We start from the raw sequence: 21,324 nt of genomic DNA, 5'->3' as shown, positions 1-21,324 counted from the left end.
TTGGGGCAAGCTTGCGGCTGGCTGACACAGATGTTCAGCACCGGGACAGCCCCCCGGCTGCATAACGTCCTCAATGGCGACGATTCGCCTGTTTTTGAGGAAGTCCTGATGAGACGGATGCTTTCCCTGGGTTTGATGGTGACCACCGTGCTGGGCACCACCGCGCCGGCTCTCGCCCAGCCGAACGAAGGGCGCAATCGCCCGCGCGTGGCTGTCGAAGGCAATATGTCCGCGCGCCCCCAACCCACACCCCGAACCGAACGGCGGCAGTCCGCTCCTTCGGCCGCACCCTCTGTCCGGCAGCAGCGTCCCCCTTCGGCAGTCACGACCACGCGGGTTCCGCCTTCGCGGGCGCAGGGCGACAACGGCCAGCGAAGGGGCAATGATCGGGATAACCGGGTCGGACGCCCGGAAGTGACCAACTGGCCCGACCAGCGTCGCCTGACGCCTGTCGAACCCGGCCCGGGAGCGACTGTTCCCCCCGCCAATCGACCGCGGCCCAACTGGAGCCGCGGCAATGATGACCGCAGCCAGAACGACGGACCGCGCCGCGGTGATCGGCGCCCCGGCGAGGAAGCACGCGATAATCGCGGGCGGAACGACGGGACCTGGTCGCGTAATGGCGATGACCGGCGACGCGCCGACTGGCAGCGGGATGATCGCCGCCGCGACGATGCTCGGAACCGCGACGATGCCCGGAACCGCGAGGGCTGGTCACGCGACCGGGACGACTGGTCGCGCCAGCGGGGCTGGAACGAGCAGCGCCGGCTGAACGAACGCGAGCGATGGTCGGATCAGCGGCGCTGGGACAATCGCTGGCGCAACGACAGGCGCTATGACTGGAACAGCTATCGAGTGCGCCACCGCACGATCTACAGGCTGCCGGCCTACCGCGCGCCTTATGGCTGGAGCTATGGCTACCGGTCGTTCTCGATCGGTTTCTACCTGAGCAACATGCTGTTTTCGTCCAGCTACTGGATCAACGACCCTTATTATTATCGCCTGCCGCCCGCCTACGGCTCGCTCCGCTGGGTCCGCTATTATGACGATGCCCTGCTCGTGGACATCCGCGATGGCTATGTCGTCGACGTGATCCACAACTTCTTCTGGTAAGCGCCACCGCTTCCCGGGACGACTTCCTGATCGGCCTTCAGGAAAGACTGGACCGGCTCTCCAAACGGCGAGAGTCGGTCCTTTTTCGCTGCACGTCCTGCCTCTCGACGCTGCTCTGCGCTCTTGCCCCAGCGTTCGACCGATGGCAGGAGCCTCCCTCATGACGCAGACATGGCTCGATGACGCAGACGTTCCATCGCAGGCACGGGCGGAGATTGGCGAGCGGACTCGCCAGCGCCTCTCGCGCAATCCCATGGTCAGCCGCCTGCCCACCGACAAAGCCGAGATGTTCCTGCGCCACGGCCTGGTGTCGCCTGCGGAATGCGCGAAGCTGATCGACAAGATCGACGCGGGCTGCAAGCCATCCAAGCTGTTTTCGGGCACCGACTCCGGCTACCGCACCAGCAGCAGTTGTAACCTCGACATCTACGATCCGTTCATCATCGCCATCACGAAACGCATCGATGCGCTGATGGGGATGGAAGGCGACCATGGAGAGCTGCTCCAGGGCCAGCGCTACGAGCAGACCCAGCAATATCATCTCCACTGCGATTATTTCCCCGGCAATGTGCATTACTGGCCCGCCATGCGCGTGAGCGGCGGGCAGCGCTGCTGGACGGCGATGGCCTATCTCTGCGACGTCGAGGAGGGCGGCGAAACGCACTTCCCGCGCCTCGGCCTTACCGTGCCGCCACGCACGGGCACGCTGCTGATGTGGAACAACATGAATGCGGACGGGTCGCCCAACCATGACACGCTCCACGCGGCGCTACCCGTGAGCCGGGGCGTCAAATATGTCGTGACTCGCTGGTATCGCGAGCGGCGCTGGGAACCGCACAGCAAGCCCTGAACTCGCCTCCGCCCCCTGCGCCTGCAGACAATTTGAGACACTTATGAGCGAAAGCTGACAGCGCCGTTCCCGCGCTGTTCAGCGCTCCGGCTCCATAAGAGCCATGTCGGGTGCGGCGGCGGTTCTGCTCCTCCTCCTCACGGCATCCACGCCGCGCCCGGCAAAGATACAAGGAGTGTCATGCCATGAAGAAACTGATCCTTGCCGGCCTCGCCACCCTGGCCCTCCTGCCGGCCACCGCCATGGCGCAGCCGGCCAGCCATTATCAGCAGGAGCGCCATCAGGCGCAGAAGGACGCGCGCAAGGTGCACGATGCCCGGCAGGACCTGCGCGAGGCCAAGCGCGATGTTCGGGACGCCCGCTGGGACTATGCACGCGAGGTCCGGGACTATAATCGCGCCCATCCCTGGCGCGCCACCTTCCGCTACCAGCGGTTCCAGCCCGGCGCGCGCATCCAGCCGGCTTATTATGGCCGCGCCTATGTCGTCTCGGATTATGGCCGCTTCCGCTGGGCCAAGCCGGGCGTGAACCAGCGCTGGGTGCGCCACTATAACGATGCGCTGCTCGTCAACATCAAGACCGGACGCGTTGTGAAGGTCGTCCACAACGCCTTCCGCTGATCCTCCTGCGCAGGCCCCTTCCGCATCGACGGAGGGGGCCTGCCCTCATGCACACATCCATGTTCCGGGCAGATTGCGAGGCCGCACGCACAGTGTTAGGCACGCAACACACGATCAGCGATGATCGCTCTCAGATCGAAAGGATGATGCATGTCTCGCGCCTCGCGAACCACCCGGGCGATTGCCCTTCTGCTCGGAACGGCGATGCTCGCCGCGCCGGCCCTGGCCCAGCATGAAGGCCATGGCGCCGCGCCCGCGACGCAATCCGCCCAGAGCGAAGACCAGAAGCTCTTCGCCTTGTTCGCCGCTTCGGACGAAGCCAATCTGAAGCGCAATCCCATCAACGCCATCTTCCGCGGCGACCTGCGCTATGCGGACCGGCTGGGGGATTATCTGACGGACGCCTATATCGATGCCGAACGCAAGGCGGCCGAGCAGGATCTGGCAGCCCTGAAAACCATCGACCGGTCCAGACTGACCGCGCAGAACCAGATCGCCTATGACGTGTTCGAATGGCAGACCGACGAGGCGCTGAGGGGACTCCGCCCCGAGATCCTGGCCCTGACGATCGTCCGGCCCGTCAATCACTTCAGCGGCTTCCACACCTTCTATCCGACCTTCGCGTCGGGCAAGGGCGCCGCACCGTTCAAGACGCTCGAGGATCACGAGAACAATCTCAAGCGCCACAAGGACTATATCGCGCTCACGGACCGCGCCATCGAGCGCTTCCGGCAAGGCATGGCCAGCGGCGTGGTGGAAACCAGGCTCACGATCAACAATGTGATCCAGCAGTTCGACAATCTGGCCGCGCAGAGTGTCGAGGAATCGCCTTTCTACCAGCCCGTGCTCAACTTCCCTGAAGGCATCTCCGACGCGGACAAGACCCGCCTCACTGCTGCCTATCGCGACATCATCGTGAACGGCATCAATCCGGCGCAGAAGCGGATGCGGGATTTCCTGGCCACCGAATATCTGCCCGTCGCCCGGGAGACGGTCGGGCTCAGCACCATGAAGGGTGGCGACCTGCTCTATGCCGAGCTGATCCGCGGCACGACCACCCTCCCCCTCACCGCCGACTATGTCCACCAGCTCGGCCTCTCCGAGGTCGCCCGCATCCAGAAGAACATGGAGGCGGTGCGCGAGGAAGTGGGCTTCAAGGGGACGCTCCAGCAGTTCTTCGCGCATTTGCGGGATTCGCCGGAATTCCATCCCAAGTCGCGCGAATGGATGACGGAGGAATTCTATCGCATCGGGAAAGTGGTGGACCAGAAAGTGGGAAGCCAGTTCTCGACCCTGCCCAAGGCGCCGCTGGAAATCCGGCCCTATCCCGAGTTTCGCGAGAAGTTCGAGGCGGGCGGCTCCTATGAGAACGGGACACCCGATGGCTCGCGGCCGGGCGTGTTCTACTTCAATGCCTACGACCTGCCCTCGCGCAGCCTGCCGGGCATGACCACGCTCTATCTGCACGAAGGCGCACCGGGGCATCATTTCCAGCTCAGCCTCGCGCAGGAGAATGAAGGTCTCCCCGCCTTCATGCGCTTCGGAGGCAACACGGCCTATGTCGAGGGCTGGGCCCTCTATGCGGAGACGCTGGGCTTCGACTTCGGCCTGTTTGAGGACCCCTATCAGCGCATGGGTCATTATGACGACGAGATGCTCCGCGCGATGCGGCTGGTCGTCGACAGCGGCATCCATGCCAAGGGATGGACCCGCGAGCAGGCGATCCAGTACATGCTGGACAACAGCTCGATGGGCAAGACGGACGCCACGGCGGAAGTGGAGCGCTACATCGCCATCCCCAGCCAGGCCCTTGCCTACAAGATCGGCGCGCTGACCATCCAGCGGCTCAAGAAGAAGGCGCAGGACGAGCTGGGGCCGAAGTTCGATGCCAAGGCATTCCATGCCCAGGTTCTCATGACGGGCTCGCTGCCCATGACCGTGCTCGAGAAGAAGATCGACGACTGGATCGCTGCCACCAAGGCAAGCTGATCCGCAAGAATGGGAGCGCGGTCCTTCCGATCGCGCTCCCCCTGCCTGCGCAGACGCAGGACGGACAAGGCCGCAGCCTCGATAATCAGCGTGGGCCCCGTCCGGCGAGAACGCCCCCGCTGCCGGCCTCAATCGCCCGCCGGGCCGTCCTGTGCCGGCGTGCAGGCAAAGGCGCTCGCCTTCTTCGCGTCGCCGCCCACATAGCGGGCATGGCCGGGATAGGGACAGAGCGGCCGGGTTTCCTCCGGCTGGTCCTTCCGCGCGGCGACAATGGCCTCGGGCGCCTTGCCCTCTTCCACCCAGTCGACCAGCGCGCCAAGCATGTCGAACTGGTCGAAGGCATTGCCGCCCTGACAATGCAGCATGCCCGGCACCATGTAGAAGCGCGTGGCATTCGTGAATGCCTTGCCGTTCGTCTCGGCCGCGCGCTCATAATAGTCCCAGGTCGCCTGCGCCGAGAACCAGAAGTCCGAAACGCCGTGGAAGAAGAGCATCTTCCCGCCGCGATCGAGGAATGTTCCGAGATTGGTCCAGTAGTTCGTGTCGGTCAGGCGCTGCACGGGATCGTTGCGGATGGCCTGGATGCGCGCATCGAGATCAATGGCGGTATCCGTACTGGGCGGGCCGAACGGGCCGGGGGCACCGGTAGGCAGATAACCCATCGGCTTCACGACAATGCCGGTATCGAAAGGCATCGCCGTGTAGAGGGGATAGCCAGCCTTGTCGCGCGGCCCCGCGAACCCCACCTTGAGCGCGCCCGCCAGACCCGCGCTGATGCAGTCCTTGCTCTGGCCCGGCTTGCAGACCAGCTTCGCGGGATCGAAGCGGCATTGCGCGACATTCTCGATCATGCCGTCCTTGAGGCCGTCGAGCCCATCGCACTGGGCCAGCAGCCCGTGGAGGATGGTCTGGCGCACCGCATCGCTGAACAGGGCGGAGACGTCCGGCTTGCCGTCCGCACCCTTCGAGGCGACCTGATTAAACAGGACATGCGAATAGTCGATGGCGAGATTGGAATCCCCCGTGCGCATGGCCGGGGCACCGGCAATGATGCCGTCGAACAGCTCGGGATAGCGCTGGGAAGCCAGCATGGCCTCGCGGCCGCCGGTCGAGCAGCCCGCCATATAGCTGTGCGCGATGTCCCGGCCATAATAAGCGGTGGTCACCTTCTTGCCCAGCAGCGTGGCCGTGCGGACCGAAGTCTCGGCAAAATCCAGCGCGGCCCGCTGGTCGGCCATGAAACTGTTGTCGAACACCGCGCCTTCATGGCCGCTGTCATGGCTGATGACGGCAAAGCCGCGCGCCAGCGCTGGCACGCCATTGGCCGCGACCGGGCCCGTCGGCTCCAGCACCGAACCATTCAGTCCGCCACCGCCCTGCAGGAGGAAGCGGCCCTGCCAGTCGTCCGGCATCGCGATCGCGTAGCGGATGCCATAGGTCTTGCCGCCGGCGCCCTGCCGCTCATTGATGATGCCATCGACCCGGCAGTGTCCCGGGAGCGCGGAGGAGAGGCGCCAGCCATGGGCATTCAGCTGGTCGCTGGGCGGCGTTGCGGCGACGTGGCGCGCCGAGAGGATCTTGACGTCCGGGCCGAAGGACTGCCCGGCCAGCGCTTCGCACCGGGCGGCGGCGGGCGGCGCGGCGGTATCCTTCGCCTGAGCGGGCATCGCGCAAAGGGCAGCAGCGGATGCCATCAGCAGGGCGGCAGACTTCAGTCGTCGGGTGCGCATGATCTTCATCTCCACAACTCTCGCCGGCAGCGATCGGCTTCATCCGGTCTGTCGCCGGAGATTGTCCCCTTTACAGACGGCTTCGCGCCGTGAAGCAACCGGGGCGAGCGAGAGACCCGCCCGCCCCGTTGATTTTTTATCGGCTCAGAACCGGAAGCCGACACGCCCGCCGATCGTGCGCGGCGCGCTGTAGTTCACCACCGTGGAGCTCCAGACCGTCGTCACATTCTGGGCGATCCGCTCATCCTCGAGATTGTTCACGAAGGCGGTCAGCGTCAGATTCTCGCCCGGGAACACATAAGTGAGGTTGAGGTCGGTCTTGGTGTAGGACCCGTTGCGGCTCTGCGCATAGTTGCCAATGTCCGCGAAGGTCCGCGACTGCACGTAGAAGTCCACAGCCGGCGTCAGCTTGCCGTCACCGATGTAGAAATCATGCGCATAGCTCACCCGTCCGCTCCAGCGCGGCGCATTGGGCAGCTCGTTCCCCGAGAAGTCCGCCGTCTGGGACGGGATCGACGAGAAGCCGAGGATCGGGCCGAAGATGTTGTACATCGTGTCGGCCGAATAGAGATTGTCCTGGCCATTGGGGAAGGACAGGAAATTGGTGTCGAGGAACGACACATAGCCGGAGAAGTGGTCGTTGCGCGTCGGCGAGAAGCGCGTTTCCAGCTCGACGCCACGGATGCGCGCCTTGGCCGCGTTGGTCGAAACCGGGATCGGCCCCTGGATGGGATCGACGATGATCGAGGCCACCTGCAGGTTGTTGTAATCCATCTGATAGGCCGTGAGGCCCAGGAACAGGCGGCGATCGAAGAGGTCGGCGCGGATGCCGGCCTCGTAATTGGTCACCGTCTCGGGCTCGTAGGACCGGAAAGCGACCGGGTTGGAACTCGACTGAAGGCCACCGCTGCGATAGCCGGTGCTCACCGTGCCATAGGCCATGAGCTGCGGCGTGATTTGATAATCGAGCCCGGCTCTCCAGTTGACCTTGCTGTACTTCGCCTCGGGGCGATCGGTGTCGTCGGTGAAGGCGATGGGATCGCCGACCGGGCATGTGGTCGGGTTCATCGTCTCGAGCGTCACCGTGCCGCCGGCGCAGACCAGCTGCGTGTTGCGGCTCAGCACCTGATCCCACGTGGCGCGCACGCCGCCCGTGATGTTCAGGCCGTCGAGCAGCTCATATTTGGCCTGACCGAACAGCGCCTGTGACTTGCTGCCGACGTTGGAATTGTAGTTCACCACATCCACGGCATCGATCGTGGAGATGTTGAAGCCCTCGCCAACGACCTTGGCGCCGAACATGTTGAAGACGCTGTTGAACGGATAGGGCGCCGTGTTGCCGGCATGGATCAGGGCGCTGCCGGACGGCTTCTTGTCCTGATAGATGTAGGCGCCTGCGACCATGGAGAAACGGCCGATCTCGTAATTGAGATCGAGCTCGTGCGACCAGGTCTCGGTCTTGGCATCGACGGCGCGCTGCTCGAACACGCCGGTGGAAGCCGTGACGCCATTGTCCTTGAGCATCGAGTAGCCCGCCAGCCAGGTGGCGGTGAGATTGGGCGTCACATCCCAGCTCAGGCGCGAGCGGGCGGCATAATATTTGGTGTTGATCCGGTTGTCGGTGACATCCTCGACGCCGGGATTGTACTGCTTGTCATAGACCGTGACGCCCGGCCCGAAGAGCCCGTTGCGGATGTCCGTGCCCGTATAGGCCATGTCGGCGTCGGGATAGTAATTGTAGCTGCGCATATAGCTGAGCGGGATGGTGCCCTGGTTCTCGCCATAGTTCAGCGAAACCCGCCAGCTGACCGTCGAGGTGGGCTCCCAGAGGGCCGTGACGCGCACAGCCGAGAGGTCAGTCTTGCCCCATGCCTCGCCGGCGCCCAGATACGGATCGAGCCCGTCATCCGCGAGGCGGAAGCCCGCGACGCGGATAGCCAGCGTGTCGGTGACAGGCAGGTCGACTGCGGCGCGCACGCGCATCTGGTTGCGGCTGGCATACTGGATGTCGCCTTCCGCGGCGAAGCGGAAGCCCGGGTCGGCCGTGTTGATGTTGACCACGCCGGCCGTGGCGTTGCGGCCGTAGACCGTGCCCTGCGGGCCGCGCAGCACTTCCACCGCCCCGATGTCGAAGAGGCCGAGCTGCAGCACCTGCGCGGAGGGATCGTAGATGCCGTCGATCTGCGTCGCGACCGTCGAATAGCCGCTGAAGCTGTTGTTGCTGCCGATGCCGCGGATCGAGAAACCGTTCTGGCTGAGCTGCAGGTTCGGCGCGGTGGTCACCAGCGCGTCGGCGCTCGAAAGACCCTGACGGTCCAGCGCATCCTGCTGCACGACCGACACGGCGATCGGCGCCTTGGTGAGGCTTTCCGCGCTCTTCTGCGCGGTCACGATGATCTCGCCGCCATCATAGGGCTCGTCGGGCGCGCTGTTATCCTGCGCGAATGCCGGGGTCGCAAGCGCGAGGATGCTGCATGCGATGAAGAGATTACTGCGTTTCAACTGCCAACTCCCAAAGACTCGGTCACCTTCCGGACCCTCGATGCACGGACCGAAAACCCGGTCGACGGCTCTGGCCGCTTTCAACCGGGTGCGATGGATGCACGAAAGAGAGTTCGCCCACATGCGTTTGCGAGCTGCTCTCGATGCCTGGCGGAGGAAAAGTGCCATGATTCCGGCCCACCCTCTCGCACTGTCATTCCATCGATGTTATGCAATCGATTGCGTCGCCGTCTAGCGAAGATCTTGCTGCAGCACAATGTGTAGAATCAACAGAAGTGCTATGCTTTGACCTTCGCTTGCAAAAATGTCACAGGCGCCAGCCGGCGCATGGGATCGGCCAATCACAACCGATTGCGTTCCGGAACCCATGCACCGACATTCATCCCGCGGCCACGCCCTGCGCGGACAGGGCCAGATAGAAAGAACGAAGGGGAGATTCATGCCGAATGCAGTCAGTCGGGCCGATCGGCCGGCCAACCATCTCCTCAAGCTCCTCATCTTCCTCATGTTCGCGATGTTCGCGATGACGACCGATGCGGTCGGCACGGTGATCCCGGAAGTGATTCGCGAGTTCGATCTCGGCCTGACCGCCGGCGGCTCGTTCCAATATGCCACCATGTCGGGCATCGGCGTTGCCGCCATATCGCTGGGTTTCCTCGCCGACCGGATCGGGCGCAAGTGGACCATCCTGCTGGGGCTGATGCTGTTCGGCGTGGGCTCGGGCCTGTTCGCAGCGGGGCACAGCATGGCGTTTTTCGTCGTCTTGCTGTTCTTTTCGGGCCTTGGCATCGGCATTTTCAAATCGGGCGCGCTCGCACTGATCGGCGATCTGACAAGCTCCACCCGCGAGCATGCCGCGACGATGAATCTGGTCGAGGGCTTTTTCGGAGTCGGCGCGATCGTCGGCCCGGCGCTGGTCGCCTTCCTCCTCCAGCAGCAGACCAGCTGGAAATGGATTTACCTGATCGCCGCGATGCTCTGCGCGGCACTGCTGATCGGCATTGCGCTGGCGCGCTTTCCGGCGCCGGTTCGCGAGCAGGCACAGCCGGCGGACCCGCGCGATGCCATGCGCATGATGGGGGAGCCGACGGCCTGGTTCTTCAGCATCGCCCTCATGCTCTATGTCGGCGCGGAAGCAGCCATCTATGTCTGGGTGCCCACCTATCTGGCAGGCTATTCCGGGCCCTTCCCGTGGCTTGCCCTCTATGCCGTCTCGGTCTTCTTCGTGCTGCGCGCGCTGGGCCGGTTTCTCGGTGCCTGGCTGCTGTCCCGCCTCGACTGGAGCGTCGTCCTGCTTGTCTGCACCTTCGGCATGACCGTGCTGTTCTGGATGGCGCTGGCGGGCGGCCCCGAGATCGCCGTCTTCGCCCTGCCCGCGACAGGCCTGTTCATGTCCGTGCTCTATCCCACCATCAATTCCACCGGCATCAGTTGCTACGAGAAGAGCCGGCACGGCTCCATCGCCGGACTGCTGCTCTTCTACACCTGCGTGAGCGCCGTGCTTGCGCCGCTGGCCATGGCCCTGCTGGGCGACTGGCTGGGCGACAGCGGCTACAGCATCCTTCTGGGGGCGCTGTTCGCCACGGTGCTGACCGGGCTCTGCCTGTGGAACTGGCGGCGCGCGCCATTCGCCGCCCGGCTGCTGGCACGCAACCAGGCGGATTATTCGCGCGCGCCGGAAAATCCGTGCTGAAATCGAAACGCGATCTTCTATTCAGGTTGCCGGAACAGGAAAGGGCGTGACAGCGGTGAAGCCAAAACAGATCCGGACGATCTACGATCTGGCGGAACTGGCCGGCGTATCCGCCGCCACCGTGTCGCGGGCGCTGGCGGCCAAGACCGTCGTCAGCAACGAGACGGCCGAACGCATCCGCAAGCTGGCGCAGCAGCACGGTTTCCAGCCCAGCGCGCTGGCGCGCAATCTGCGGACCCGGCGCAGCGGCGCGATCGGTGTCGTGATCCCGCTCGGCCACGAGCGCGCGCAGCATATCTCCGACCCGTTCTTCATGACGATGATCGGTTGCCTCGCCGACGAACTGACCGAGCGCGATTTCGACCTGGTTCTGTCCCGCGTGATCCCGGACAAGCCGAACTGGCTGGAAACCATGATCGCCAAGGCGCGGGTCGATGGCTTCATCATCATCGGGCAGTCCGACCAGTCGGCCGTGCTCGATGCAGCTGCCCGCACTTATCTGCCGATGGTCGCCTGGGGCGCCTTCACGCGGGGCCAGGTGCATTGCTCCGTCGGGACGGACAATTTCCTGGGCGGCCGCATGGCGACGGAGCATCTCATCGCGAGGGGCAGCCGTAACATCGTCTTTCTGGGCAACACGCAGGCGATTGAGATCGCGCAGCGCCTCGAGGGCGCCAAGGCAGCGGTGCGCGCGGGCCGGCGCGCCGGTCGAGCTGGCGGAAGTCACCATCCACCTCGCCAGCGAATTGAGCGCCGGCGATATCGCGGCTTATCTGGACAGCGTCGAGCGCATGCCGGACGGCATTTTCGCAGCCTCCGACATGATCGCGCAGACCGCCATCCAGATCCTCGCGTCGCGCGGCACGTCGGTGCCCGGCGACGTGCGGGTCGTCGGCTTCGACGATCTGCCGATTGCCCGCAGCACCGTCCCGCCGCTCACCACCATCCGGCAGGATATCCAGACCGGCGCGGGGCAGATGATCGATTGCCTGTTCCGCCGCATCGACGGCAAGCAGACCGGCTCGATCGTCCTCAACCCCGAACTGGTCGTCCGCGGGACGAGCTGAGCGCTCACGGCGACGTCCGGCATTGCATCCGCAAGACCCACTACATGCGCGCAAAATTTGCTTTGCAATCGATTTCGCTGTCCGTGTATCAACCCCTCGGATCGATGCAGGGGAGCCCGGAATGCCGAAAGGCTTGCGGAAGCGGCACGCCGTCTTCCGGCGCCGCCCTGCCCTTGCCGGCCCGCCTTTCCTCGCTCTCCGACAGGGGTATCGATCTTGCCTGACACGTCCGCCATGCCTTCCGGTCAAACGGCCGGCACTCTCTGGAGCGCCGATCATGTCGCGGCTATTGGCCCCCTCGCGTCTTTTGCCGCGCCCCTGATCGGAGCAGCCGATCTCGCGGACGCGCTGCCGGAGCTTGGCTTGTGGGATGCCTGGCCCGTCCAGAACGACGATGGGTCCATCCATCGCTTCGCGGATGGCGCCAGCTTGTGGATGGCGCTGGGCGCGCCCTGGTTCGAAAATCCCGACGACAGGCATGCTCATGCGCGGATCCATCTTCTCCTGCGGCAGGCATCCGGCTGGCGCAGCCTCGGACCGGCCATGCCGGAAGGCTTTGCGCCGGGCAGCCGGGAATGGTCCGGCTCGGCGATCATGGATGCCGATGGTGGCGGACTGACGCTCTATTTCACGGCCGCCGGCACGCGCGGCGAGGCGCAACCGACCTTCGGGCAACGCCTGTTCCAGGCAAGGGCAAGGCTCGCCGAGAATGCCGACGCTCCACGTCTGACCGACTGGCGTGACCTGCGCGAAAGCGTGGCGCTGGACGAGCGCCTCTACATGGACCCGCTGAGCGGCGGCGGCGGCATCGGCACCATCAAGGCATTCCGCGACCCCGGCTTCTTTCGGGATCCCGCGACGGGCGAGGCCTGGCTTTTCTTCACCGGTTCGCGGGCTGGCTCGGCATCCGCTTTCAACGGCGTGATCGGCGCGGCGCGCGGCGCGGGAGGCCCCGATGACCCGTGGCGAATCGTGCCCCCGGTGATCAGCGCGGACGGCCTTAACAATGAGCTTGAACGCCCGCATGTCATCCACCATGCCGGCCTCTATTATCTCTTCTGGTCCACCCAGTCGCATGTGTTCGATCCGGCCGGGCCGGTCGGCCCCACCGGCCTCTACGGCATGGTCTCGGACCGGCTGGAGGGCGAGTGGCGGCCCCTCAACGGCACCGGCCTCGTGATTGCCAATCCCCCGGAAGCGCCGCGACAGGCCTATAGCTGGCTCGTGCTGCCCGATCTGCGCGTCACCAGCTTCGTGGATGATTGGGGGCATGGCGCCGATCATGCCGACACCCGGCGCTTCGGGGGCACCTTCGCGCCCTTCCTCGCGCTCGCACTCGATGGCGAGCGGGCCCGCCTGCGGGCAGCGCCATGACCCGGCGTGACGGAGGCCGTTTTGGCGGTGTCGAACTCGGCGGCACCAAGACGATCGCCGTGCTTGCCCATGGCGACGCGATCATCGCGCGCGAGACCATCCCGACGACCACGCCCGCCGAAACGCTGGCCCGCGCCCATGGCCAACTGATCGCCTGGCATGCCGAGGCGCCGCTGGATGGCATCGGCATCGCGTCCTTCGGCCCGATCCGCCTTGACCGGACAGCACCGGATTTCGGCCATATGCTCCCGACCCCCAAGCATGGGTGGACACATGCCGATGTCGCTGGCGGGCTGACGCGGGGCATCGATTGCCCATGGGCGATCGACACCGACGTCAATGGCGCGGCGCTGGCGGAATATCGCTGGGGCGGCGGCGCCGAGCTCGACAGCCTCTGCTACATCACCATCGGCACCGGCGTGGGTGGCGGCCTGCTGATTGGCGGGCGGCCGGTCCATGGCGCCCTGCATCCCGAGATCGGCCATGTTCGCGCGCGACGCGCAGCGGGGGATCGTTTCGCGGGCACCTGCCCTTTCCATGGCGATTGCGTGGAAGGCCTCGTATCCGGCCCTGCTCTGGCCGCCCGCTTCGGCCGTCCGATGGAGACGGTGGACGACGACGATGCGCTCTGGGAGCATGTCGCCTCCGATCTGGCCGAGATTTCCGCCATGCTGCTGTTGACCACCGCAGCGCAGGCGATCCTGTTCGGCGGCGGCGTCGCGGTCCGCCGGGGCTTTCTGTTCCCGCGGATCCGGGCGCGGGCGCTCGATCTGCTGCAGGGCTATCTGCCGGCGTTCGATACCCGGTCGGCCACGGCCATGATCGGCCCCGCGCATCTGGGCGATCAGGCCGGCCCCCTGGGCTGCATCGCGCTCGCGCAGGCAGCCTGCTTAGATGAGCGCGGGGCGCCCTCGGCTGCGGGATAATCGAGCCAAGCCACGCCCCGGCCGACCCACCGCTCAGGCGCCGAAAGCCCGGCGCAGGGCGTCCATCTTCCAGGCCGTGAAGCGCTGCGAGACCTTGGCCTCCGGCGCCACGCGATCGAAGGCATGGAACGCACCGGGCACGACCAGCAGGTCGGTCGGCACGCCGGCCTCCGTCAGGCGACGTGCATAGTCGATGTCCTCCCGCACGAAGAGGTCGACGCCGCCCACCGCGACGAACGCAGGCGGCAGGTCGGACAGATCGGTGACTCGTGCGGGCACGCCGGCTGCCGGCACGTCCGGTCCGCCCGGCTCCATGCCGAGGAAACTCGTCCAGCCGAAGCGATTGGCCTGCCCGGTCCAGCCGAACGCGCCAATGAAGGGCGGCAGGTGGACGCTGCTCCCCGTGCGATCGTCCAGCATCGGATAGATGAGCATCTGCCCTGCCAGCGGCACCTCGCCCCGGTCACGCGCGGTGATGGCAAGGCGCGCCGCATGACCACCGCCGGCGCTCTCGCCCATGGCGACGATCCGCGCAGGGTCCAGCCCCAGCCTCGCGGCCTCATGGTACATCCATCGCAGCGCGGCGTAATTGTCCTCGACCGAGCCGAGATAGGTCGTTTCCGGCGCCAGCCGGTAATCCACCGTGACGATCACGCAATCCAGCTCGCGCGCCAGCGCCTGCTCATAGGCCACTTCGAGCCCGGCGCTGCCGAGGATGTAGCCGCCGCCATGCATGTGCAGGATGCCCGGGCGGCGCGTCCCCGGCCGGGCATTGATGATGAAGACGGGCACGTCGGGCTGGCCCGGCCCCACGGGCAGGCGAAGCTGCTGTACCGGCACGTCGGGCAGGTGCGGCGGCGCTGGCGGCGTCCCGGCCCGGATCCGCGCGAGCGCCTCCTTCGTCCACGTCAGCCCCTCATTCTGTGCAATGACTTCTCGCGCCGCCGGCAAAAGTTCGGGGTCGAGATAGGCGAGCGGATCGTCGGAGGGCAATTGGGCTGCCTGGCCCATGCGTCCGGCCATCATGGTGACCAAAGCGGCCGCGCCCAGCCGGCCGAGATCGCGCCTGTTCATGTTTCTCATCTCACTCGCACTCCCAATTCCGGCTCGCTCAGGCGGCCGCATGCCGGTCCACAAAAGCCGTCCACAGGTCCAGCCAGCCATGCGCCGGCAAGGCCGGATCGCCGAGACCGAAACCATGGCCGCCTTCCTCGAAGAAATGCGCCTCGACAGGCCGCTGCGCCACGCGCAGGGCCTGCAGCATCTCGAAGCTGTTTTCCGGGGGCACGGCCGGATCATCGAGCGCATGCATGATGAAGGTGGGCGGCGTATCCGGGCCGACATGCGCGGCGGGCGAGCGGCGGGCGACCAGCGCGTCGCCGGGCTTTGGCCCCAGCAGCCGCAGCGCCGAATCGGCATGCGTGATCGGCGCGCTCATGCTGATGACCGGATAGATGAGGCCGGTCACGAACGGGCGGGCATCGAGCCGGTCCAGCGCATCGCGCGGTGCAAACAATGGCTCCGCGAAATCGGTGGCGAGCGAAGCGGCTAGATGCCCGCCGGCGGAGAAGCCGATCGCCGCAATCCGGGCCGGATCATAGTCATGGTCCCGGGCGCTGGCGCGGATCAGCCGCATGGCGCGCTGGGCATCCTGCAACGGCACGTCGGCGCGACCCGCCCAGCCCTCGCCAGGCAGACGATAAACCAGCACGAACACGGTATAACCGCGCGCCGTCAGGGCTTGGGCAAGTTCCGCACCCTCATTGTCAATCGAGACGAAGATATAGGCGCCGCCCGGCATGGCCAGAACCGCGCGGCCATTCGAACGCGCCGGCCGGAACACTTTCAGATAAGGCTCGGCGACATTGTGAAGGAAGACCGGCGGTGCCTCGGGTATCGGCAGCGGAATGGGAGCGAAGCCGCCTGTGGGCGGACCATCCGGCCAAAGCTGCATGGTCGGCGCGGCATTCCATTGCGCCGGAATCGGACGAGCGGGATTCGGCCTCGCGGAGGCAGGAGCAGCCCGGGCCGGCTCCGCGAGTGCCACTATGCTGGCCAGCGCGGCAAGCGAGCCCGCCATGACTCGCCTGCGGTCGATACCCGGCCCGTCCAAATCCGCTCCCGTCATGTCCGCCCTCTTGGCTTTCCGATCCGTTCCCCGCTTTCCATGGAGACGCGCTCTTGTCTACAATCGATTGCAGATTCTGCCCGCTTAAAGGGCCAGCGATGCGGCGGGGCACCGCGAACTTCTGCCCTGAGCAGGCAGGAAGCGGACCGGTTGCGGGGCGTCTGAAAATGTAGCGGCCGATCGGCCCCGCTCTCAAGCGGTGGCGGCGCTGCTATCCCGCCGGGGTCGGTTTGACGTGCCGCTCGACCTCTTCAATGATGTTGCGATTTGCGTAAGGCTTGTCAAACACCGCCTGGAAGAGCTGCGGATGCTCGCGCGCGATGGCACCTTGCGCTCCGCTTACGAGAATGATCGGCAGGTCGGACAGGGCCTCGTCGGCGCGCACGGCTTCCGCAAATTCCAGGCCCGTCATGGTCGGCATCATGAAGTCGGTAATGACCAGATCCGGCTTTCTCTGCCGGACGGCCGCCAGCGCAAGCTGGCCATTCGAAGCGGTCTCCACTTCATAGCCCTCGTCCTCCAGAATATCGGCAAGCATCGTGGCCAGCAGAAATTCGTCATCGACTACAAGGACAAGCGCCATGTTCAGAATCCCGCGGGCCCAATTATAACCGTCAGCCTTGGTTCGGAGGAACTGGAGAGGACGCGCGGCGATCACTCAGTGGCCCGCCGACAACCAGTCCCTGCTCCGTGAAGTCAATCGCGCAGATCGCCGGGTTAAAAGGCCGATCGCGCATCTTTTGAACGGATACAGACCTGATACTGCGATGATCTTCCTCCCAACGACGTAATAGGATCATGTTGTCCAGAATGGCCGAGATATCGGTCGCAGGCGCCTCCACGTCGGAGCCGAGGAGTTGCCGGATTTCCCATGTCGCTAACGTGGTAACCCCGTCCGCCCTCAACTGATCCATGAGCGAAGCAAAAAACTCCACCAGCCGCGGACGATACACAGCGGCACGCTCGAACCCACCCAGCCCGTCGATGAAAAGCCGCCGGACGCCCTGCGCCCGTACCCGATCGATCAGGCGGTGGGCGAGCTTGTCCAGGATATTGTCTGCAAGCGGAGTCCACTCCACCGTCAGCGAAGGATCGCCTTCCTCCGCCAGAGCGAAGCCCAGCGCCCTTGCCTTGGCTCGTAGCCGCTGGGGCGTCTCGAAAAAGCCGAAATGAAGCCCCGGCTCCTCCTCGGTCGATTGCGAGAGGAAATGCAGACCGATGGTTGTCTTGCCGCTGCCCGTGGGACCTGCAAGCAGCGTGACCGAACCCACAGGGAAGCCGCCGCCGATCAGGGCATCCAGGTTCGGGATGCCAGTGGTGAGACAGCCCTCCCGCACCGGCGCATCCACGATCTCGGGCGTGACCAGCGTCTCGATCCGGGGAAACACAGTGATGCCCTCGTCCGTGATCTCGAACTTGTGCAGCCCGCCAAGCGCCTTGCTGCCCCGCGACTTGCGGACCTGAAGCTGGCGAACCGTGCGCGCGCCGGCCAGCGTGTCCGTCAATTCGATCACGCCGTCCACCATCGTGTGCTCGGGGCAGACCTCATTCGCGCGCGAGCTCGTGAGGAAGAGAACCGTGCATCCGACGAAGGCCGCCTGTCCCTGCACTTCGGCAACGAAGGTCTTCACGTCGAAGTCAGTGTCCGCCCGGTCGCGCGCATTGAGCAGCCCGTCGAACACGAGCAACGTGGCATCCTGCCGCTTCGTCTCCTTGCGCAGCAGCTTCACGACCGCGTCGAGGCCTTCGTCCCTCAACGTCTGGAAGACGCTCACATAGATGATCTCGCTGCCCAGCTTCCCGCGATCGAAGAAGGACAGCGAGTCCAGGGACTGGAACAGGCGCTCGTGGCTTTCCGAAAGGAGCGTGACATAGAGGACGCGCCCGCCGCCAGCGACATGCGCGCAGGCAATCTGGTTGGAGAGGATGGTCTTCCCGGCGCCCGGCCGGCCCTGGATGATATAGGAGGCCCCGGTGATGAATCCGCCGGCCAGAACCTTGTCCAGTCCGCTTATCCCGCTCGCAAGACGGGGTATCTCATGCATCAGGGGAATCTCCTAAATAGGCTGGTCTCCTGATACAGCCTGCGCTCCGAGGGTAAAGGGCCAAGGGTAAAGGGAAAACGAAAGCGCTTTTCCCGCCGGAGCCGCCAACGGAGCGACAGCCGACACCGCCGAGAGAAAGGAGGCGCAAATATTCATGCCTGGCCCCCTTCAACATTCATGAGCACGTACCTATTATGATACGTTATATCATACATTAACGGGAATCTGGATGCCATGGCGCTTAATCGGACTTCAACGGGCTCTTCCCGGGCCGGGATCAATGTCATTGAAAGTGCGGCCATTTCCGGCTCGCTGATCTGCCTGCTTCACTGCCTCGCCCTGCCCGCCCTGTTGCTCCTTCTGCCGGGCACCATGCTGCTGTTCGCGCAATCAGAGGCTTTCCATGTCGTCGCGCTGGCCCTGCTCGCGCCGAGCGCTGGTCTGGCATTCTGGCTTGGCTATCGCCGCCACGGCAGCGGCCATGTCGCTCTGGCCGGCGGGGTCGGCCTCCTGCTCCTCGCGCTGGCGCTGCTGCCCGATGTCGGGGAAGGCGGGGAATTGTGGCTGACCGTCACCGGCAGCGTGCTCCTCATTGCCGGCCATGTCGCGAACTGGCGGCTGCGGCGCTGACCGCCTCGCCTCGCCACATCAGGCGCGCGCGACTGTCCTGCCCTCGCCTGACGCCCGACTTGCGAACGGATCGTCATGCAGGGAACAGCGCGCCGTCTCCGGCATGAAGCGCAGCGCGACCAGCCCGACGGCGCAGGCCCCCATCATGTAGAAGGCGGGCATCAGCGGATTGCCGGTGAGCGTGATGAGGCCGCTCCCGATCGCCGGGGCCGTCCCGCCGAAGATGGACGTGGCGACATTATAGGCGATCGCAAAGCCGGCGAAGCGTACATAAGTGGGGAACATCGCCGGAAAGGTCGCCGAGATGGTGGCAAGCTGCGGTGCATAGAGCAGGCCGAGCAGAACGAAGGCGAGCATGGCCCCGGGCAGGCCTGTCCCCATCAAAATGTAGAGCGGAACGACACCCACCAGCAGCCCGATCAGCGAGAAACGCCAGAGCGGTCGCCGGCCGATCCGGTCCGAAAGCCCGCCCATGAACGGCAGGAGCATCATCATGAACAGCATGCCGATGATCGGCACGATGAGAGCTTCATCCCCCGAGAGGCCGATGCGCCGCTGCAGATAGGTCGGCATGTAGCTGAGCAGGGTGTAGTTGACGACGTTGAGAGCCACGACGAGCCCACTCACCACCAGCATCGGCCGCCAGTGATGGCGCATCAGTGTGCCCAGCCCCGGCGAGGGCAGGTCCTCGCTGGTCTTCTCATGCGCGCGGAAGACAGGCGTGTCCTCCATACGAGAGCGCAGATAAAGGCCGATCAGCCCGAGCGGCGCCGCGACGAGAAAGGGCACGCGCCAGCCCCAGTCATACATGGCCACGTCGCCCAGCAGCAGCGAGAAGCCGAGCATCAGCACAGCGCCCAGGGAGAAGCCCGCCAATGTGCCGACCTCGAGGAAGCTGCCATAGAAGCCGCGCCGGTCATCGGGCGCATATTCGGCCATGAAGGTCGCCGCCCCGCCATATTCGCCGCCGGTCGAGAAGCCCTGGACCATGCGCAGCAGGATCAGCAACACCGGCGCCCAGAAGCCGATCGTCGCATAAGAGGGGATGAGCCCCACGCAGAGCGTGGCGAGAGACATGAGCAGGATCGTGAGCGCCAGCACCGATTTGCGCCCCAGCCGGTCGCCCAGCGGCCCCCAGAACAATCCGCCGAGCGGACGGACCAGAAAGGAGATGGCGAAGGTCGCCAGCGCGAACAGCACCGCTTCCTCCACATCCCCGGGGAACAGGGCGGCCGATATGTACGTCACGCCATAGGCATAGATTCCGTAGTCGAACCACTCGGTGGCGTTGCCCAGCGCCGACGCGGCGATCGCGCGGTGCAGCACGGCCCGGTCGGCCGGGTCCGTGGATTCGGTCGCGACGGCGTTGATCGGGGGATGGAGGCGGTCAGTCTGCGTCATTCTGTCTGTCCTGCGGGTGCCGCGTCATCGGGCGTGTTGGGGTCGAGCAGCGACGCCATGGGCGTGGTGCGCGGCACGATCTGGAAATCCTGCTGCGCCGGCGCCGGCACCGGTGCGAAGAAGGCCTGGCGCCACAGGCCAAAGACCAGCATGGCGGAAGCGCACAGGGCGATGAAGAGGAACAGGCCCCCGGTGCCGATCACGCTCATGAACACGGCCCCGCCAAGCGGACCGAGCGCCGCGCCGATGGAATAGAGGAGCACCAGCCGTCCGCTCGCGGCGACCCGGTCGGCGGCCAGCAGCCTGTCATTGCACTGCGCGACGCAGAGCGGATAGAGCGCGAAGCTCAGGCCGCCGAACAGGGCGCCAAGCACCAGCAACGGCACACCGCCGCCGGGCCACAGCGCCAGGGCCATGCTGACGAACGCCGTTGCGGCAAAGCTCAGCACGATCACGCGCCGCCTGTCGAACCGGTCGGAGAGATGCCCGAGCGGCGCCTGAAGCGCCACGCCCCCCAGGATCACGATCATCATGAAGGCAGCGGTCTCGGTCAGGTCGAGACCCAGCCGCCGCACATGGACGGCCGCCAGACCATAGAAAGCGCCAAGCATCAGCCCCGTCGCCGCTGCCCCGAGCGCCCCGAGCGGCGAGATCGCCAGCAGGGCGCGGATCGAGAAGGCGCTGGCCTCCAGCGGCGGCGGCGCGGAACTGCGGGTGAGGCACAGCGGAATGATCGCCAGCGAAATGAGGATGGACGCGATCTGGAACGGCATGCCGGGCAGCGTGCCGGTCGCGCCGAGCAGGGACTGCCCCACCGCCTGCCCGCAATATAGCGCCACCATATAGGCCGCGAGGATGGTGCCGCGCGTTCGCGCTTCCGCCCGGTCGTTCAGCCAGCTTTCCAGGCAGACGAAGACGCCGGCCACGCAGACGCCATCAATGAAGCGCAGTCCCGCCCAGAAGAGCGGTCCGTCGATGAGAGCATAAGCGAGCGTGCTCGCCGAGAGCATCGCCACGAATGCCGCGAAGGCGCGGATATGGCCCACCCGCCTGACGACCTGCCCGGCGCGGATCGCGCCGAGCACCAGCCCTCCAAAATAAGCGGTCGCCACCGCGCCGATGAGGATGGTGCCTTGTCCGGCGCGCTCCAGGCGCAGACTGAGCAAAGTGGCCATGAAGCCGCTGCCCGCCATCAGCATGAAGATGGCGATCAGCAGGCTGCGGACGGGAGCGATCGCGGCGAGCACGGGCATTCA

General features: G+C 65.6%; 17 protein-coding genes and 1 pseudogene. 10 read left to right on the top strand and 8 right to left on the bottom strand.

What is annotated here, in order from left to right:
- The first annotated feature begins 108 nt into the window (after positions 1-108).
- The 4 genes from HNP60_RS03890 to HNP60_RS03875 all read left to right on the top strand — a co-directional run bounded on the left by HNP60_RS03890 (position 109) and on the right by HNP60_RS03875 (position 4,572).
- Entirely contained in the window at positions 109-1,113 is a 1,005-nt protein-coding gene (locus tag HNP60_RS03890; protein ID WP_260394639.1) for an RcnB family protein, read from the top strand.
- 160 nt (positions 1,114-1,273) lie between these two features.
- Positions 1,274-1,963 carry a prolyl hydroxylase family protein gene (locus HNP60_RS03885; RefSeq protein ID WP_184150448.1) on the top strand — a complete coding sequence of 230 codons (690 nt, stop codon included), beginning with the start codon at positions 1,274-1,276 and terminating at the stop codon, positions 1,961-1,963.
- Between the two features lie 185 nt (positions 1,964-2,148).
- Positions 2,149-2,583 carry an RcnB family protein gene (locus tag HNP60_RS03880; RefSeq protein WP_184150445.1) on the top strand — a complete coding sequence of 145 codons (435 nt, stop codon included), beginning with the start codon at positions 2,149-2,151 and terminating at the stop codon, positions 2,581-2,583.
- 150 nt (positions 2,584-2,733) lie between these two features.
- Positions 2,734-4,572, top strand: a complete 1,839-nt coding sequence (locus HNP60_RS03875) for a DUF885 domain-containing protein (protein WP_184150442.1) — start codon at positions 2,734-2,736, stop codon at positions 4,570-4,572.
- A gap of 128 nt (positions 4,573-4,700) precedes the next feature.
- On the opposite strand, the gene HNP60_RS03870 is transcribed toward HNP60_RS03875, so the two are convergent.
- Both HNP60_RS03870 and HNP60_RS03865 read right to left on the bottom strand, forming a co-directional pair.
- Positions 4,701-6,311 carry a DUF6351 family protein gene (locus tag HNP60_RS03870; RefSeq protein ID WP_184150439.1) on the bottom strand — a complete coding sequence of 537 codons (1,611 nt, stop codon included), beginning with the start codon at positions 6,309-6,311 and terminating at the stop codon, positions 4,701-4,703.
- Positions 6,312-6,446: 135 nt separating this feature from the next.
- Positions 6,447-8,804, bottom strand: a complete 2,358-nt coding sequence (locus tag HNP60_RS03865) for a TonB-dependent receptor (RefSeq protein WP_184150436.1) — start codon at positions 8,802-8,804, stop codon at positions 6,447-6,449.
- A 439-nt stretch (positions 8,805-9,243) separates the two neighbouring features.
- Here HNP60_RS03865 and HNP60_RS03860 point away from each other — a divergent pair, with 439 nt between their 5' ends.
- The 5 genes and pseudogenes from HNP60_RS03860 (at position 9,244) to HNP60_RS03845 (ending at position 13,864) form a co-directional block, all read left to right on the top strand.
- Positions 9,244-10,497, top strand: a complete 1,254-nt coding sequence (locus HNP60_RS03860; protein WP_184150434.1) for an MFS transporter — start codon at positions 9,244-9,246, stop codon at positions 10,495-10,497.
- Between the two features lie 46 nt (positions 10,498-10,543).
- Positions 10,544-11,131: pseudogene (locus tag HNP60_RS20145) on the top strand (LacI family DNA-binding transcriptional regulator); the annotation flags it as partial.
- A gap of 13 nt (positions 11,132-11,144) precedes the next feature.
- Positions 11,145-11,564, top strand: a complete 420-nt coding sequence (locus tag HNP60_RS20140) for a substrate-binding domain-containing protein (protein WP_338056751.1) — start codon at positions 11,145-11,147, stop codon at positions 11,562-11,564.
- Between the two features lie 234 nt (positions 11,565-11,798).
- Positions 11,799-12,938, top strand: coding sequence for a glycoside hydrolase family 68 protein (locus HNP60_RS03850; RefSeq protein ID WP_184150432.1), 1,140 nt, complete (start codon positions 11,799-11,801; stop codon positions 12,936-12,938).
- Positions 12,935-13,864: an ROK family protein gene (locus tag HNP60_RS03845; RefSeq protein WP_184150430.1), complete on the top strand. Its 930-nt coding sequence runs from the start codon at positions 12,935-12,937 to the stop codon at positions 13,862-13,864. Before HNP60_RS03850 ends, HNP60_RS03845 begins: the two co-directional genes overlap by 4 nt.
- Before the next feature lie 33 nt (positions 13,865-13,897).
- Here HNP60_RS03845 and HNP60_RS03840 read toward each other — a convergent pair whose 3' ends face one another.
- The 4 genes from HNP60_RS03840 to HNP60_RS03825 all read right to left on the bottom strand — a co-directional run bounded on the left by HNP60_RS03840 (position 13,898) and on the right by HNP60_RS03825 (position 18,037).
- Positions 13,898-14,938, bottom strand: a complete 1,041-nt coding sequence (locus HNP60_RS03840; protein WP_184150428.1) for an alpha/beta hydrolase — start codon at positions 14,936-14,938, stop codon at positions 13,898-13,900.
- Positions 14,939-14,975: 37 nt separating this feature from the next.
- Positions 14,976-15,992 carry an alpha/beta hydrolase gene (locus tag HNP60_RS03835; protein WP_184150427.1) on the bottom strand — a complete coding sequence of 339 codons (1,017 nt, stop codon included), beginning with the start codon at positions 15,990-15,992 and terminating at the stop codon, positions 14,976-14,978.
- A gap of 211 nt (positions 15,993-16,203) precedes the next feature.
- Positions 16,204-16,575, bottom strand: coding sequence for a response regulator (locus tag HNP60_RS03830; protein ID WP_184050633.1), 372 nt, complete (start codon positions 16,573-16,575; stop codon positions 16,204-16,206).
- 31 nt (positions 16,576-16,606) lie between these two features.
- Complete coding sequence (locus HNP60_RS03825) at positions 16,607-18,037, bottom strand: DUF7125 family protein (RefSeq protein ID WP_184150425.1); 1,431 nt, start codon at positions 18,035-18,037, stop codon at positions 16,607-16,609.
- Positions 18,038-18,271: 234 nt separating this feature from the next.
- Here HNP60_RS03825 and HNP60_RS03820 point away from each other — a divergent pair, with 234 nt between their 5' ends.
- On the top strand, positions 18,272-18,667 hold the full coding sequence (locus tag HNP60_RS03820; RefSeq protein ID WP_014075137.1) for a MerC domain-containing protein: 396 nt from the start codon (positions 18,272-18,274) through the stop codon (positions 18,665-18,667).
- An 18-nt stretch (positions 18,668-18,685) separates the two neighbouring features.
- Here the strand turns inward: HNP60_RS03820 and HNP60_RS03815 are convergent, their stop codons facing one another.
- Entirely contained in the window at positions 18,686-20,068 is a 1,383-nt protein-coding gene (locus HNP60_RS03815; protein WP_221414643.1) for an MFS transporter, read from the bottom strand.
- Positions 20,065-21,315 (bottom strand): MFS transporter, encoded by a 1,251-nt coding sequence (locus tag HNP60_RS03810; RefSeq protein WP_184156850.1) that lies wholly within the window; start codon positions 21,313-21,315, stop codon positions 20,065-20,067. The genes HNP60_RS03815 and HNP60_RS03810 overlap by 4 nt, the downstream gene beginning before the upstream one ends.
- Positions 21,316-21,324 lie beyond the last annotated feature (9 nt).

It is taken from the genome of Sphingobium lignivorans (genome assembly GCF_014203955.1).
In the GTDB taxonomy this organism is placed as follows: Bacteria; Pseudomonadota; Alphaproteobacteria; order Sphingomonadales; family Sphingomonadaceae; genus Sphingobium; species Sphingobium lignivorans.
The sequence above is the reverse complement of the archived record's forward strand: the minus strand, read 5'-3'. Positions and strand labels throughout refer to the sequence as shown.